A 16,637-nucleotide genomic window follows, 5' to 3' on the forward strand; every position below is an offset into this window, starting at 1 on the left:
AACTCAATTAGAGTTAAGTAAGAAGGGGATGGTTCTTCTCCCCTTCTTTATCTTTATATTGGTGTTGGATCATTTAAAGCATTAATAGCACTTGCAGGGATAACCTCTTCATCTGAGGAGAATTCTTCCGCAACGAAGGATAGGTCAAATACTTCTTGAAGAGTTTGTACGGCAATGACCTCTATGTCGGATTGCTCGCTAAAGATTGATTGGTAATTTTCAATAGGGACTATGACACGTTTTGCTCCTGCTTGTTTTGCAGCTTCTACTTTTGCTACAACACCACCAATTGGTTTTACCGTCCCATGAATACTTAACTCCCCAGTCATGGCTAATGAGTTATCTACTTTAATATCATGGATCGCAGAATAGATGGCTGTAGCCATAGAAATACCTGCAGAAGGTCCATCTATTGGTGTTCCTCCTGGAAAGTTTACGTGGATGTCATAATCATCCGTTGGAACTCCCATTCGTTTTAATACGGTTAGAACATTTTCTACTGAGCCTTTTGCCATACTTTTTCTTCGAATTGATCGACTACGATCACCTGTACTTTCTTCTTCTGCAATACCAGTAATGTTAATTTTACCATTACCCTTATCTTCATAAGCAGTAACCTCAATTTCAATTATTGCTCCTAAATTTGGTCCGTAAACTGCCAATCCGTTAACCAAACCAACTTTTGGTTCCTGATGGATATTTTTTTCTGGACGAGGCGAACGTTGACTCGAATGAATTACCCATTCAACATCAGATAGCTTTATTTGTTTTCGATCTTCAGCTGTTGCGATACCTGAAGAGATTTGTACAATGTTAACTGCCTCACGACCATTTGTAGCATACTTAGAGATTAAATCTAAAACTCCATCTTCATATTCAAACTCAATCTTTTGTACAGCTTTCTTTGCTACTTTAATTATTTCAGAAGGTTTTAAAGCCCTAAAATAAACTTCTAAACAACGGGAACGGATCGCAGGTGGAATTTCTGCTGGTGTTCTCGTTGTTGCCCCAATAAGTCTAAAATCTGCTGGAAGGCCATTTTTAAAAATATCATGAATGTGTTGGGGAATTTGTGTATTCTCTTCACTATAATATGCACTTTCTAAGAAAACTTTGCGATCTTCTAGAACCTTTAGTAACTTATTAAATTGAATAGGGTGGAGTTCACCGATTTCATCGATAAACAAGACACCACCATGTGCTTTCGTAACTGCACCTGGTTTTGGTTGAGGAATACCTGCTTGCCCCATTGCACCTGCTCCTTGGTAAATTGGATCATGGACTGAGCCAATTAAGGGGTCAGCAATTCCACGTTCATCAAACCGAGCGGTAGTCCCATCTAGTTCAATAAATACACTTGAACTTCTAAAGGGTGACGTAGGATTTTTTTTTGCTTCTTCTAATACTAATCTTGCTGCAGCAGTCTTTCCTACACCTGGTGGTCCATAGATAATAATATGTTGTGGATTTGGCCCGCATAAAGCAGCTTGTAAAGAGCGTATTCCATCTTCTTGCCCTACAATTTCATCAAAGTTCTTAGGTCGAACCTTTTCAGAGAGTGGTTCACTAAGCTTAATCGCTCTCATTCTGCGCAGTTGTTCTAGCTCTTTTCTTGATTCTTTATCAACTGAAACCCGTTGTGTTCTCTGACTTTTTAACAGGTTCCAAAAATAAAGACCAATAATTATCCCAAAAAATAGTTGGATTAACAATGCAATTCCTGTCCAATTCATGAAGTAACCTCCTACATTTTTTCAAGATCGATTGACTTTAGTATCTCCGGTAATGAATGGAGTAATCTTCAAAATGTGAGAAGGGAATAATTGTTAGTAACTATATGGTGAATATACAAAAGCTAGCGACCTATAGAGATCGCTAGCTTTTTTTTATGCACTTTCTTTTGGAACTTGTTGAATAACTTCGCCATCCTTTGTTTCGAGCACAGGTAATGCTTTGTCTCTAACGACCTCAGCAGTTATCTTACATTTCGCAATGTCATCGCGAGAAGGTAATTTAAACATAACATCTAGCATGATACCTTCAATGATTGAACGGAGACCGCGAGCACCAGTTTTGCGTTCTATTGCTTGTTTAGCAACTTCAACTAACGCATCTTCAGTAAAGGATAGCTCTACATCATCAAGCTCTAATAATTTTTGGTATTGCTTAACTAAAGCATTTTTTGGCTTGGTCAAAATTTCAATTAGTGCTGCTTCATCTAGCTGCCCTAAACTCGAAATAACTGGTAAACGTCCAATAAATTCAGGGATTAAGCCAAAACGTAGTAAATCTTCTGGTAATACTTTTGATAAATATTCACCTGGTTTTAGTTCTTCCTTAACTGCGTCAGAACCAAAACCAATCACTTTTTTACCTAGACGGCGTTTAATAATTGACTCGATACCGTCAAATGCACCACCACAAATAAACAGAATATTTGTAGTATCAATTTGGATGAACTCTTGATGAGGATGCTTTCTCCCACCTTGTGGTGGAACACTTGCTGTTGTACCTTCAAGAATTTTCAATAATGCTTGCTGGACACCTTCACCTGATACATCTCTAGTAATTGATGGGTTCTCCGATTTACGAGCAACCTTGTCAATTTCATCAATATAAATAATCCCTTTTTCAGCCTTTTCAACATCATAATCAGCAGCTTGGATTAGTTTTAATAAGATGTTCTCAACATCTTCACCAACATACCCAGCTTCTGTTAAACTCGTTGCATCAGCGATAGCAAACGGCACGTTTAGAATACGAGCCATTGTTTGAGCAAGAAGTGTTTTACCGCTTCCTGTTGGTCCAATCATACAAATATTACTTTTTGAAAGTTCAACTTCATCGCCTTTTTGGCCTGAGTTAATACGTTTATAGTGGTTATAAACTGCTACTGATAAAGTTTTCTTTGCTTGTTCTTGACCGATTACATAGTCATCTAAGATTTCTCTGATTTCCTTTGGCTTAGGAATATCTTGAAAATCTACTTCTTCTTCAGTGCCAAGCTCTTCTTCAACAATTTCTGTACAAAGCTCGATACATTCATCACATATATATACGCCAGGTCCGGCGACAAGCTTTCTTACTTGGTCTTGTGTTTTACCACAGAAAGAACATTTAAGTTGACCTTTTTCATCATTAAATTTAAACATAAACATTTCACCCCTCAAAGTTAGTTCTATATCTTCACATATGTTTACTAAAATTGACTTGACTTACATCCGTATTTCATTATGTATTGAATTTTAACATAGTTACATGAATAAGCGCTAATAGAAGCACCTATACTTCTCAAATTATATGTATTTTCGTTGTTAAATAAAACTTTATATTGTAAACCAAATGCTTTTAAAGAATATGTAAAGATATAAATAAGTATATGTATTTAGTTCAATTTTTACCTCTCTTTTCCCTCCTTAATCAGCAGAAAAACTTGGCAGTATGTATTGAAAAGAAACATAGAGTAAATATTTTACATTACTTTAGTATAAAACAAGGCACGATAAGATCGCGCCTTGTTCATATTTATTATTACGCAGATTTGCTGTTTTCTACAAGGAAATCTACTGCTTTACGTACTTTTAAGTCAGCTTTTAAAGCATCAATTCCGCCTTGCATTGCTAGAATTTGTTTTAACTCATCTACAGAACGTTGGTAAAGTTCTGCCATTTTTTCTAATTCAGCATCAACATCTGCATCAGATACTTCAAGTTTTTCTGCTTCTGCAATTGCTTCAAGAGTTAAGTTGATACGAACTCTCTTATCAGCATCTCCTTTAAACTGTTCACGCATACCATTTTCATCTTGACCAGAGAACTGGTAGTACATGTCTAAGCTTAATCCTTGCGACTGTAAGCGTTGACCAAACTCTTCTAACATGCGATCAACTTCAGTAGCAATCATTGCTTCAGGAATATCAACTGTTGAGTTTTCAGCAGCTTTTTCAACTAACGTATCACGTTTGTGGTGATCTGCTTCAGTTGCTTTGTCTTGAGTCATTTTTTCTTTGATATCTGCTTTTAACGCATCCAAAGTTTCAACTTCTTCATTAACATCTTTTGCAAACTCATCATCTAAGTTTGGAAGTTGCTTACGTTTAATATCATGAACTGTTACTTTAAATACAGCTGGCTTTCCAGCAAGGTCAGTTGCATGGTACTCTTCTGGGAATGATACTTCAACGTCTTTTGATTCTCCAGACTTAACACCTACTAATTGCTCTTCAAAACCTGGAATGAAAGATCCTGAACCGATTTCTAATGAGTAATTTTCACCTTTACCACCTTCGAAAGCAACTCCATCAACAAAACCTTCGAAGTCGATAACTGCTGTATCACCATTTTCGATAGTTCCATCTTCAACAACGGTTAATTCTGCATGCTTTTCTTGAAGACGTTTTAATTCTAACTCAACATCCTCGTCCGTTACAGTTGTTTCCAATTCTTCAACTTCTAAACCTTTATATTCACCAAGTTGTAATTCTGGCTTAACTGTTACAGTAGCCTTAAAGACTAAGTTTTGACCTTTGCCCATTTGCTCAACGTCAATTTCAGGACGGTCAACTGGCTCGATCTTTGTTTCAGTAATTGCTGCAGCATATGCACTTGGTAATAAGATGTCTAAAGCATCTTGATATAGAGACTCTACACCAAAACGTTGTTCGAACATTGCACGAGGAATTTTCCCTTTACGGAATCCCGGTACATTTACTTTCCCTACTACTTTTTTGAATGCTTGATTTAAAGCATCATCAACTTGTGCAGCTTCTACTTCAATTGTAAGAACGCCTTGGTTTCCTTCTAACTTTTCCCATTTTGCAGTCATTTATTCTTTCCCTCCAACATTTTCATTCGTGTTAAGTATTTGTGGTATTTAAGACTAGGCTTGTTTCTTATGTAATAACAAAAACCTAAATTTTTTCCATACTTTATGACAAAGCACGAAAAGTATATGCTAATCCACCTTTTACAACCACTCTATTATAACATACAGCTATAGCATTTCAACTGTCAGATATTAGTTTTACAGATAGTCTTTAGACATACGAAAAAACAGATATGTATTTAAACACCTTTAAACGTTTCCTGCTCAATTATGTTAATTTTCAAGGAACATTGTTGCACCTCAGCTACTTTCACTCCATATTGGTTTGCTAAATGACGCTCATCTTCCTCAATACCCGTCATTTCTGCACCTGTTTTATGTAGGGCAGCAGCCCATATGGATGGGGTAAAAGGTTCTGGTGAAAACGGGTAAAGTGCCAAAAGATAATGGCTCCATAACTGACGTACCACATCAAATAAGCTAGGGTTATCATTTTCTAGATGCCGAGCTACAATCGTCAATGTCTCATTTCTAAATTCCTCATTTAATTCGTGATCTATTTCAGAAATGTTTATATCTAACACTTTACCGAACTTATGTATTTCAATGTTTTCTTCCACTTTTTTTTCTTTTAAAAGCTGTAAAATCAAACTCTTTAAAATAGGGTCTTGCTTACCATCTTTCAAAAAGTCCTTCACAGACTCAAAGAAAATATGGTTTGACTTTTTACCAAGCATCTGAATAGCTATCCACTGTTTTTCTGGAGAACCTTCATTAAGCATGAGTATAAGTTCTTCTGAAGCAAATTGGATATCGTCAGCAATCTCTATTGGAGTACCATCATCGACCATTTGGCGGCTAAAATGTAACAAATGGTAAAACGATTCTGCTAGGTTAGCTGGAAGCTTTTCTTCTTCCATTATCCCTTCAAGCATAGTTACTACCTCAGCGTAATGCCCTAATTGCACTAATAACGAAATATGTACTTGAAGAATGTCGTAATAATTACCGATATCCTCTTTCAACATGTTCTCAGTTACATCTTTTGCTTCCTCTAGTCTACTTTGTTCAATAAGGCTCAATGCAACCCCAAATCTTCCTTGAGGATGATCAGGTTCTATGTTTAAGGCTTGTTCAAAGTAGGAATGTGCCTGTGAAAAACGTTTCTCTTTTAGGGAGTCCATACCTTTCCCTACTAGTTTATCCACAACGCCAGGAAACAAAACCACCTTATCTTGTCGCTTTTTTTGTTCCTCACTCATGAAACATTCGCTCCACTCTTTCAGCTTAGTTTCTTCTCAGTTTACCATTCCAAAAATTGAATTACAACGAAATGGAACTAACTGTGATAGCTAAGTGATGTATTTCCAAGAAAGAAGCAATAATTATGTAAAATTAAAAATTAAGGGGCTGATTATGCAGCCCCTTAAAAGGTATTACGACCGTCTTACCTCTTCATAATTGCTAATTTGCTCCTCATATTTTAAAGTAACCGAAATTTCATCCCACCCATTCATGAGCATTTCTTTCCAGTATGGATCAATTGTGAAACTAGCTAAAAAACCTTCTGGATCAGTGACTTCTTGTTTTTGTAAATTGATAGTGAGACGATAACTATCTTTTTCTGCTTTCTCTAATAGATGCTCCACTTCATCTTCACCTAATCTGATCGCTAATATTCCGTTTTTTACGCAATTATTATAAAAAATATCAGCAAAACTAGGCGCAATGATTACTTGAAAGCCATAGTCTTGTAGAGCCCACGGAGCATGTTCCCTTGATGATCCACAACCAAAATTATGGTTTGCAACTAATATTGTTGCTCCTTCATTATGAGGTTGGTTTAACTCAAAATTCGGGTTATTAGTACCATCAGATTGAAAACGCCAATCATAAAATAAATATTGGCCAAATCCTGTTCGTTCAATTCGTTTTAAAAATTGTTTAGGAATGATTTGATCTGTATCAACATTTACACGATTTAATGCTGCAGTATTACCTTCATGAATAACAATTCCAGCCATAGTAAAAATCTCCTTTCAATTATTTATTTTCTATACCGTTGCCTCTGAGAATGTTCGTACGTCAACAAATTTCCCTGCGATTGCTGCAGCAGCAGCCATTGCAGGACTAACAAGGTGTGTTCGAGCCCCTTTCCCTTGGCGCCCTTCAAAATTCCGGTTGGAGGTAGATGCACACCGTTCTCCTTCTGGAACAAAATCTGGGTTCATGCTTAAACACATACTGCATCCAGACTCACGCCATTCAAAGCCAGCCTCTAAGAATATTTGGTCCAAGCCTTCTGCTTCTGCTTGTAATTTAATTTTTTGACTACCAGGAACAACCATTGCCCTAATCCCTTGAGCCACTTTCCTACCTTTTGCTACTTTGGCTGCAGCTCTTAAGTCACTCATACGTGAGTTCGTACATGAGCCAATAAAGACATGTTGAATTTCCACATCCTTCATTGACATGCCCGGGACAAGCCCCATGTAATCTAGTCCTTGTTCAATTGCTCTTTTGTCTGTATTTGTAACTGCATCATTTGGATTAGGAATGAAACCATTAATCCCAATACCTTGTGATGGATTAGTCCCCCAGGTAACCTGTGGTTCAATTTCAGAGGCTTCAATTTCTAATGTCAAATCATACTCAGCCCCCTCATCAGTAGCCAGTTGCTTCCATTTATTAACCGCTACTTCAAACTCTTCTCCTGCTGGAGAAAATTGTTTTCCTCTTAAGTACTCAAACGTAACATCATCAGGGGAAATTAATCCGGCTTTGGCTCCTGCCTCAATACTCATATTACAAATTGTCATTCGCTCTTCCATTGTCATATTGCGAATTGCTTCTCCTGTAAATTCAATAACGGAACCTGTTCCGAAATTAACGCCGAACTTCGCAATAATACCTAAAATAACGTCTTTGGCAGTTACTCCTAAAGGTAGGTCGCCTTTTACATGAAGTTGTAATGTTTTAGGTTTTAATTGCCATAGTGTTTGTGTACTCAAAACGTGCTCCACTTCACTTGTCCCAATCCCGAATGCTAGTGCACCAAATGCTCCATGTGTGGATGTATGGCTATCTCCACAAACAATTGTTTTTCCTGGTTGGGTCAATCCAAGCTCTGGACCAATGACATGTACGATCCCATTTTCAGGACTCTCTAAATCTGCAATAGTAATACCGAACTCTGCACAATTATCTGAAAGAGTATTCATCTGCTTTTTGGCAATTTCATCTGTGATTATATAGCGGTTAACAGTTGGGACATTATGGTCCATCGTCGCAAACGTAAGGTCAGGACGTCGCACGTTTCTACCTTTTAAACGCAACCCTTCAAATGCTTGGGGAGAAGTCACCTCATGTACCATGTGAAGATCAATATATAAAAGGGTTGGTTTCCCTGCTTCTTCGACAACGGTATGCTCTTCCCAGATCTTTTCAATAATTGTTTTTTTCGTCATCCAGATCCTCTCCTTTGAGAATGTAAAATGCTAAATGTAGAATCTAGAATTCTTAATTCTTAATTTTACATTCAATATTTTCTATAACTTTATCCGTCATTTTTTCTGTATTTAAGATTTGCTCACCTTTTTCAGCGATATCTCCAGTCCGGTATCCAGCTTCTAACACATTGGAAACTGCTGTTTCAATCGCATCGGCTTCTTCTGATAGGAAGAACGAATAACGTAGCATCATCGCTACTGATAGAATTGTTGCTAATGGGTTAGCAATTCCTTTTCCGGCAATATCAGGTGCTGACCCATGTATCGGTTCAAAGAGTCCAGGCCCGTCACTACCAATACTAGCGGAAGGAAGCATTCCTAAAGAACCCGTTAGCATTGATGCCTCATCACTTAAAATATCACCAAACATGTTTTCCGTAACGATCACATCAAATTGTTTTGGATTACGAATCAGCTGCATGGCTGCGTTGTCAACAAGCATGTGCTCTAATTGTACATCCGGGTATTCTTTTGCAACCTCTTCCGCTACCTCCCGCCATAGTCGACTAGACTCTAAAACATTAGCTTTATCAACTGAAGTCACTCTTTTGTTTCGTATTCTCGCTAATTCAAAAGCTTTTATAATAATTCTTTCAATCTCAGATTTTTTGTAATACAGGGTATCTACCACTACTTCACCATCAGGACCTTGTCTTCGCTCTTGAGGTTGACCAAAATATAACCCACCCGTTAACTCGCGAACGATCATAAGATCAACACCTTCAATAACTTCTCTTTTTAATGTTGACGCATCTAGTAAACTTCTTTGCGCTGTAACAGGTCGTAAATTAGCATATAATTCAAGCGCTTTCCGGATCCCTAATAAACCTTTTTCTGGACGCATATGACCTGGGAGTTTATCCCACTTCGGTCCACCTACTGCACCCAACAGAACGCCATCACTAGCTTTACATAAATCAATAGTCTCTTGCGGAAGAGGGGTACCTTCCTCGTCTATGGCAATTCCTCCTAATTTTGCATAATGGTAAGTAAACTCGTGATTATATTTATCTCCGATTACATCTAATACTTTAACTGCCGCATTAATTACCTCAGGACCAATGCCATCCCCTGGAATTACAGTAAGTTTTTTTTTCAACGTCCTTCCCCCTTAGAAAGCAGGCTTAAGAATTGAATTCTTAAGCCTGGATAGTAGAATTTACGAATGCACTTTTATTGATAAATCTTCTTTTAATTTCCGATTTAAAATACGATTAACTGCATTAATATAGGCTTTTGCAGATGCCTCTAGGACATCATGGGCTGTTCCACGCCCGCTCGTTTCAGTTTCTTGATAATTGATTTTTACGTATACTTCAGCTAATGCATCACGACCGCCACTAACAGATTGAATTCGATAGTCTAATAGTTTAATAGGGGACGTAATCATTCGTTCTAGAGTATTGTAAATCGCTTCGACACTACCTGATCCTGTCGCTGCTTCTTGTAGTTCTAAACCTTCAGGAGTAGTCATAGTAATAGTGGCTGTAGGTATGTTGTTTGTGCCATAGTTCACTTGTAATTGCTGAACCTTGTAGTAGGCAATCGCTGCTGCCACTCTTTCTTCTGTAAGAATAGCAAATATGTCCTCCTCAGTTACCTCTTTCTTTTTATCAGCTAAGTCTTTAAATGCTATAAACAAACGATTTAATTCTTCATCATTCACTGAATAACCTAGCTCTTTAATTTTTTCTTTAAAAGCATGGCGACCTGAATGCTTACCCAACACCATTCGGTTTGATGAAACACCTACTAACTCTGGTGTAATAATTTCATAGGTTGTTTTTTCCTTTAGAACACCATCTTGGTGAATGCCAGACTCGTGAGCAAATGCATTTGCACCAATAATCGCTTTATTGTTAGGGACTACCATCCCAGTAAGTTTACTCACCAATGTGCTTGTTCTCTTAATCTCGTGAAGCTTCAAGCGTGTCTGTGCATGATAGTAATCACTTCGAATTTTTAGAGCAACTGCTATTTCTTCTAACGCTGCGTTGCCTGCTCGTTCCCCAATCCCGTTGATTGTACACTCAACCTGACCTGCACCGTGTTCAATAGCTGATAATGAATTGGCAACAGCCATTCCTAAATCGTCATGACAATGGGTTGATAAGATTGCACGATCAATGTTACGAACATTTTCTTTTAAGTATTTAAAAATATGTCCGATTTCATGTGGAGTAATATAACCAACCGTGTCAGGAATATTAATGACCGATGCTCCTGCATCAATCACTTGTTCAATAATCCTCACCAAGAAGTTTAGATCAGACCTACAGGCATCTTCTGCTGACCACTGAATAGTAGGGAAAAACTTAGCCGCATATTTGACAGTTTCCACAGCTGTTTCAATTACTTGTTCAGGAGACTTCTTTAATTTATGGACCATATGAATAGGAGAAGTTGCAATAAAGATATGCAACCTTGGTTCAATACCGCCTCTTAACGCCTCCCAAGATGTATCAATATCTTTTTGAATAGAACGTGACAAACCAGTTACAGAGCAACCTCGTACTGTATCAGCAATAGCTTTCACTGAACGAAAGTCACCAGGTGATGAAGCGGGAAATCCCGCTTCAATAATATCTACGTTTAACCGCTCTAATTGTCTGGCAATTTCTAATTTTTCCTCAAAGTTTAAGTTAACCCCTGCAGATTGTTCTCCGTCTCTTAATGTCGTGTCGAAGACATTAATTTTTCGCACTTGTCACCACACCTTTTGATTTCGCTTTAACAAACGGCATCATTTCACGAAGCTGCCTGCCCACTACTTCAATTGGGTGTTGTTTTTCTCGAGCATTAATTGCGTTAAATTCTGGTCGATTCGCTTGATTTTCTAAAATCCAACCTTTTGCAAATTTTCCAGTCTGGATGTCAGTTAAAATATCCTTCATTGCTTGTTTCGTTTGGTGTGTTACAACACGAGGTCCTGATACAAAGTCTCCCCACTGTGCAGTGTCTGAAATTGAGTAACGCATTCCTTCCAAACCACTTTCATACATTAAGTCGACAATTAATTTTAGTTCATGTAAACACTCAAAATATGCAACTTCTGGTTGATAACCAGCCTCCACTAGCGTTTCAAAACCTGCCTTTACTAAAGCCGTTGTTCCACCACAAAGAACCGCCTGTTCCCCAAACAAATCTGTTTCTGTTTCTTCTTGAAATGTCGTCTCAAGAACTCCAGCACGAGCCGCACCAATTTGTTTCGCATAAGCTAAAGCTAATTCTTTTGCTTCACCAGTGGCATCTTGATAGACTGCAATTAATCCCGGTACACCTGCTCCCTCTGTATACGTACGTCTAACTAAATGCCCAGGGCCTTTAGGTGCTACTAAAAATACATCAACATTATCAGGGGGAGTAATTTGGCTAAAATGAACATTAAATCCATGTGCGAATACTAATGCCTTTCCTGCTGTCAAATTAGGTTCAATTTCTTCTTTATAAATCTTTGGTTGATATTCGTCAGGTAATAGAACCATGATCACATCAGCTAAGGCTGATGCATCATTAACTGATAAAACCGTTTGGCCGTCAGCTACAGCCTTATCCCAAGATCCTCCTTTACGAAGGCCAACTACAACATCTACTCCACTTTCTTTTAGGTTTAGTGCATGTGCATGACCTTGTGAACCGTATCCAATTACCGCTACCTTTTTCCCTTGTAAAACTGTTTCATTTACATCCCCGTTATAATATACCTTTGCCATTTCTCAACATCTCCCTTTTTAATATAATTAGTAGTTTGAATATACTTAGTGAGTAACTCACAATCTATTCATAATCCAGAATTCATAATTTGAATATTGCGACTTTTAGAGGTGTAACTAGTTAATTAGAGAAACCCTTTGTTCATTATTAGAAGTTTTATTTCCTCTCTTAAAGGCTGTTATACCAGTCCTTGCTAGTTCTTTAATCCCGAAAGGATGAAGTAATTCTATTAATGCCTCAACCTTTTGTTGATCGCCTGTTACTTGAACTGTCATTGTTTCTCTGCCAACATCCAAGATCACAGCTCGGAATGGATTAATAGTTGCTGCAATTTCACTACGGTGCTGAGCCGTTGCAAAAACTTTGATTAAGGCCAATTCGCGAGAAACGATTGATTCATCAGTAATATCAGAAACTTTCAAAACATCTACTTGTTTGTTTAATTGTTTAATTACTTGTTCAACGCTTTTCTTGTTATCAACTACAACAACAAACGTCATTCTTGATATCGCTGGGTTTTCTGTGTGTCCTACAGTTATGCTTTCGATGTTATAATGTCTTCTGGCCAACATTCCTGTTACACGGTTCAAAACTCCTGAAACGTTATTTACTGTTGCGGTAATAATTCGTTTCATTCTGGTTTCACTCCAATCATTTCATGTAAACCTGCTCCAGGCGCTACCATTGGGTAAACATTTTCTTTTTCCGCTACCCTGAAATCAACCAAGACAGGTCCATCATGGTTCAGCATTTCTTCAACAGCAGCATCTAAGTCTGCGAGATGATCGACTCGCATCCCTTTAATATCGTAAGCTTCCGCTAATTTAACAAAATTAGGTTGGACTGGAAATAATGAATTCGAATAGCGCTCTTCGTAGAAGATTTGTTGCCATTGACGCACCATACCTAATGATGCATTATTCACAATCACAAGTTTCACTGGTAGCCTCATTTCTTGAAGCAGTGATAGTTCTTGCAAAGTCATCTGGAAACCAGCGTCTCCCATCACTGCGATAACAGGTGTACTTGGTTCTGCTATTTGAGCACCAATCGCTGCAGGAAAACCAAATCCCATCGTTCCTAAGCCCCCTGAGGTTACCCAGCGGTTTGGTTTATTAAATTTGAAGAATTGTGCTGTCCACATTTGGTGTTGGCCAACATCTGTTGTAACAATCGCCTCACCATTCGTTTTTTCATAAATGCGTTCAATAAGTTGCTGAGGTTTAATAACAGATGGATCTTCGTTATACCATAAAGGATATTCTACCTTTAGTTGGTGCAACTCTTCGTTCCATACCGCATTCGGTCCTTTTAAACCGTTTTGAGCAACAAGCTCTTTTAGAGCTTCTTTAGCGTCAGCAACAATTGGAATATGAGTCTCAATGTTTTTGCCGATCTCAGCTGGATCAATGTCAATATGAGCAATTTTGGCTGTCGGCGCAAACTTTTGAAGATTCCCCGTTACACGGTCATCAAATCGACTACCAATACTTATTAATAGATCGCTTTGATAGATTGCCATATTTGCAGCGTAAGTACCATGCATCCCTGCCATCCCTAGAAATAATTTATGAATACCTGGGAAAGCCCCTAGACCTAATAACGTGGAAGCTACCGGTATTTGTTGCTGTTCAGCATATTCCAGTAATTCTCTTGAGCCTTTGGCGTGTAATACACCCGCTCCAACTAAGATCACTGGCTTTTTAGCACTACTAACAGCTTCGACTAGCTTTCTAATCTGTAATTTATTTGGAAGATATGTCGGTTGATACCCAGGTAAATTAACCTCTTTGCTATAGTCAAATATTCCAGTTTCAATTGAAACATCTTTTGGTAAATCAATAAGGACAGGACCAGGTCTTCCTGTAGTAGCAATATGAAAAGCCTCTTTAATTATTCTAGGTAACTCATCAGCACTTCTAACTTGATAGTTGTGTTTTGTAATTGGCATTGTAATTCCTATTACATCTGATTCTTGGAATGCATCTGTTCCAATAACTGCTGTACTTACTTGACCAGTGAAAATGACTAATGGTAATGAGTCCATCATGGCATCAGCAATACCTGTGACAACGTTTGTGGCACCTGGACCAGAGGTTACAATGACAACTCCTGGTTTCCCAGAAACTCTTGCATAACCCTCGGCTGCATGGATGGCACCTTGTTCATGCCTAGCCAAAATGTGACGAATACCATCCTTATAGATCTCATCAAAAGTAGGTAAGATTGCTCCTCCAGGATATCCGAAAATTACGTCAACATTCTCTGCTTTTAACGCTTCAACTAACATCGAAGACCCCGTCATCACCTTTTTTTCATGATTTGCAATAGTTTCCTTTTTTCTCAACTTGGTACTCATTTTTATCCCCCTTACAAGTTGATATGAATTCATCAGCACTTGTGCTGTTTTGACCACAACTATTTTTCAAATGAATAAAAACTCCCTATTTTTAAAAACAAAAAACCTCTCACCACCTAATGAAAGCGCAAAGACGCTATCGGTAAGGGGTGAAAAGGTTTCTTTTCACGGTACCACCCTTTTTCATGGCTATTTCCTCAAATAACCACCTCAGGAACGAATAGTTCGTTCATTTTTGATAACGAGTGACGGTATCACTCGGTCAATACTACTAAGAATTTCTTCTTTTTCATATTGACACTCAGAGGTGAGTTCGGAACAAGGGGTACCACCGTTTCGCAGCAACAACGGCTCTCTGAAGATACGTACCTTATTCTTACTTTTCCTCTTCAACGTTTTTCTGTATTAAAACTTCACTGTAAAAAAAATTAGTATTTCATCACTCCACCAGTATTGGCAGAGGTTACTAGCTTTGAATATCTAGCGAGATAACCTTTTTTCACTTTTGGCTCTGGCTCTACCCAAGATTTTTTTCTATTTGCTAACTCTTCTTCGGATACGTCTAGGTGAATGGTACGGTTAGGTAAATCAATGACAATTCGATCACCGTTCTCTACAAGAGCTATTGGACCACCATCCGCAGCTTCTGGAGATATATGTCCAATGGATATACCTCTTGAGGCTCCTGAAAACCTTCCATCAGTTATCAACGCTACCTTTGTACCTAATCCACGACCCATAATTGAAGAAGTTGGTGCTAACATTTCTGGCATTCCTGGACCACCTTTTGGTCCTTCGTATCTGATTACTACTACATGACCTTCTTTAACAGAACCATTGTTAATTCCTTCTAAGGCTTCATCTTGTGAGTTGAATACAATTGCTTCTCCATCAAAGGTTTGGATACTAGGATCAACCCCACCAACCTTAATGACACCGCCATCTGGGGCAATGTTTCCAAATAGGATTGAAAGACCACCTACTGGACTGTATGGATTTTCTTTACGACGAATAACTTCATCATTTGTAATCTCTGCATGTTTTACATTTTCATATAAAGATTTTCCCGTAATCGTTATTCTATCTGGATGTATGGCTCCTTCAATAGTGCAAAGTTCCTTTATTATGGCACTAACTCCACCAGCAGCATGAACATCCTGCATAGAGTAATCTGAAGCTGGACTTATCTTTGAAAGATAAGGAACGCGTTCAGCTACTTCATTAATTCGCTTTAAGTCATATTCTATTTCCGCTTCATTCGCAATAGCTAGAGTGTGTAAAACTGTATTCGTAGATCCTCCCATTGCCATATCTAGCGCAAACGCATCATCAATAGCTTCCTTTGTAATAATATCTCTAGGGCGGATATCTTTTTCTATTAAGTTCATTAAGTGGTTGGCGGCTTCCTTGATAAGTCTTTTACGGTCATCAGAAGTGGCAACAATTGTACCGTTCCCCGGTAAGGCCATACCCACCATTTCCATTAAGCAGTTCATTGAATTTGCAGTAAACATTCCTGAACACGATCCACAGGTTGGACAAGCAGATGACTCAATCTCCAGTAGCTCTTCTCGTGACATTTTCCCAGATTGAAAGGCTCCAACTCCTTCAAATACCGAAGCAAGTGATAAGCTTTTCCCGTCCTTTGTACGTCCAGCTTCCATCGGACCTCCCGTTACAAAAACCGAAGGAACATTTGTCCTGACAGATGCCATTAACATACCAGGCGTTATTTTGTCACAGTTAGGTATATAAAAGACTCCATCAAACCAATGAGCGTTGATAACAGTTTCGGCTGCGTCACAAATGATCTCTCTGGATGGTAACGAATAGCGCATTCCTATATGCCCCATTGCTATGCCGTCATCCACCCCAATTGTATTAAACTCAAAAGGAACTCCACCAGCTTCCCTAATGGCTTGTTTTACTACTTTGGCAAATTCATTTAAATGAACATGACCAGGAATGATATCAATATATGAATTACATACACCAATAAATGGCTTATTCATGTCTTCTTCAGTTACACCAGTAGCTCTAAGTAAACTTCGATGTGGTGCACGATCGACACCTTTTTTTATCATATCACTGCGCATATCATTCCAACTCCCTAGTTTATTACCACTCATGATATTAATTTTACTATATAAGGATAGTGGCAACATTACTTAATTGAATATTCAGACTTTAATATTTATAAACGGTTAACTATTTACAATCGTTTTTCTTGT

Annotated in this window: 12 protein-coding genes and 1 other annotated feature; all 12 genes read right to left on the reverse strand. The window is 38.2% G+C overall.

All coding sequences use genetic code 11. The annotated features are described in order from the left end of the window. Positions 1–53: 53 nt before the first annotated feature. The 12 genes from lonB to ilvD all read right to left on the reverse strand — a co-directional run bounded on the left by lonB (position 54) and on the right by ilvD (position 16,502). Positions 54–1,733, reverse strand: coding sequence for an ATP-dependent protease LonB (gene lonB, locus DS745_RS19070; protein WP_129079804.1), 1,680 nt, complete (start codon positions 1,731–1,733; stop codon positions 54–56). Between the two features lie 153 nt (positions 1,734–1,886). Beyond that, positions 1,887–3,152, reverse strand: a complete 1,266-nt coding sequence (gene clpX / locus DS745_RS19075; RefSeq protein WP_129079805.1) for an ATP-dependent protease ATP-binding subunit ClpX — start codon at positions 3,150–3,152, stop codon at positions 1,887–1,889. A 379-nt stretch (positions 3,153–3,531) separates the two neighbouring features. After that, on the reverse strand, positions 3,532–4,824 hold the full coding sequence (tig, locus tag DS745_RS19080) for a trigger factor (protein ID WP_129079806.1): 1,293 nt from the start codon (positions 4,822–4,824) through the stop codon (positions 3,532–3,534). A gap of 239 nt (positions 4,825–5,063) precedes the next feature. After that, on the reverse strand, positions 5,064–6,086 hold the full coding sequence (locus tag DS745_RS19085; RefSeq protein ID WP_129079807.1) for a tetratricopeptide repeat protein: 1,023 nt from the start codon (positions 6,084–6,086) through the stop codon (positions 5,064–5,066). 174 nt (positions 6,087–6,260) lie between these two features. Continuing rightward, positions 6,261–6,848 carry a 3-isopropylmalate dehydratase small subunit gene (gene leuD, locus DS745_RS19090; protein WP_129079808.1) on the reverse strand — a complete coding sequence of 196 codons (588 nt, stop codon included), beginning with the start codon at positions 6,846–6,848 and terminating at the stop codon, positions 6,261–6,263. A 30-nt stretch (positions 6,849–6,878) separates the two neighbouring features. Beyond that, positions 6,879–8,291 (reverse strand): 3-isopropylmalate dehydratase large subunit, encoded by a 1,413-nt coding sequence (gene leuC / locus DS745_RS19095; protein WP_129079809.1) that lies wholly within the window; start codon positions 8,289–8,291, stop codon positions 6,879–6,881. 52 nt (positions 8,292–8,343) lie between these two features. Further along, positions 8,344–9,432 carry a 3-isopropylmalate dehydrogenase gene (gene leuB / locus DS745_RS19100; protein WP_129079810.1) on the reverse strand — a complete coding sequence of 363 codons (1,089 nt, stop codon included), beginning with the start codon at positions 9,430–9,432 and terminating at the stop codon, positions 8,344–8,346. Positions 9,433–9,492: 60 nt separating this feature from the next. After that, positions 9,493–11,037 carry a 2-isopropylmalate synthase gene (locus DS745_RS19105; RefSeq protein ID WP_129079811.1) on the reverse strand — a complete coding sequence of 515 codons (1,545 nt, stop codon included), beginning with the start codon at positions 11,035–11,037 and terminating at the stop codon, positions 9,493–9,495. Next, a complete protein-coding gene (gene ilvC / locus DS745_RS19110; RefSeq protein ID WP_129079812.1) occupies positions 11,024–12,046 on the reverse strand; it encodes a ketol-acid reductoisomerase in 1,023 nt (340 codons plus the stop codon). The genes DS745_RS19105 and ilvC overlap by 14 nt, the downstream gene beginning before the upstream one ends. 117 nt (positions 12,047–12,163) lie before the next feature. Then, on the reverse strand, positions 12,164–12,682 hold the full coding sequence (ilvN, locus tag DS745_RS19115) for an acetolactate synthase small subunit (RefSeq protein ID WP_129079813.1): 519 nt from the start codon (positions 12,680–12,682) through the stop codon (positions 12,164–12,166). Continuing rightward, positions 12,679–14,406, reverse strand: coding sequence for an acetolactate synthase large subunit (ilvB, locus tag DS745_RS19120; protein ID WP_129079814.1), 1,728 nt, complete (start codon positions 14,404–14,406; stop codon positions 12,679–12,681). Before ilvB ends, ilvN begins: the two co-directional genes overlap by 4 nt. Before the next feature lie 142 nt (positions 14,407–14,548). Continuing rightward, positions 14,549–14,808 (reverse strand) — a binding site (T-box leader). A 26-nt stretch (positions 14,809–14,834) separates the two neighbouring features. Beyond that, the gene (gene ilvD / locus DS745_RS19125) at positions 14,835–16,502 is read right to left on the reverse strand and encodes a dihydroxy-acid dehydratase (protein WP_129079815.1); all 1,668 of its coding nucleotides are present in this window, start codon (positions 16,500–16,502) and stop codon (positions 14,835–14,837) included. Positions 16,503–16,637: the final 135 nt, after the last annotated feature.

The organism is Anaerobacillus alkaliphilus, assembly GCF_004116265.1.
GTDB lineage: Bacteria > Bacillota > Bacilli > Bacillales > Anaerobacillaceae > Anaerobacillus > Anaerobacillus alkaliphilus.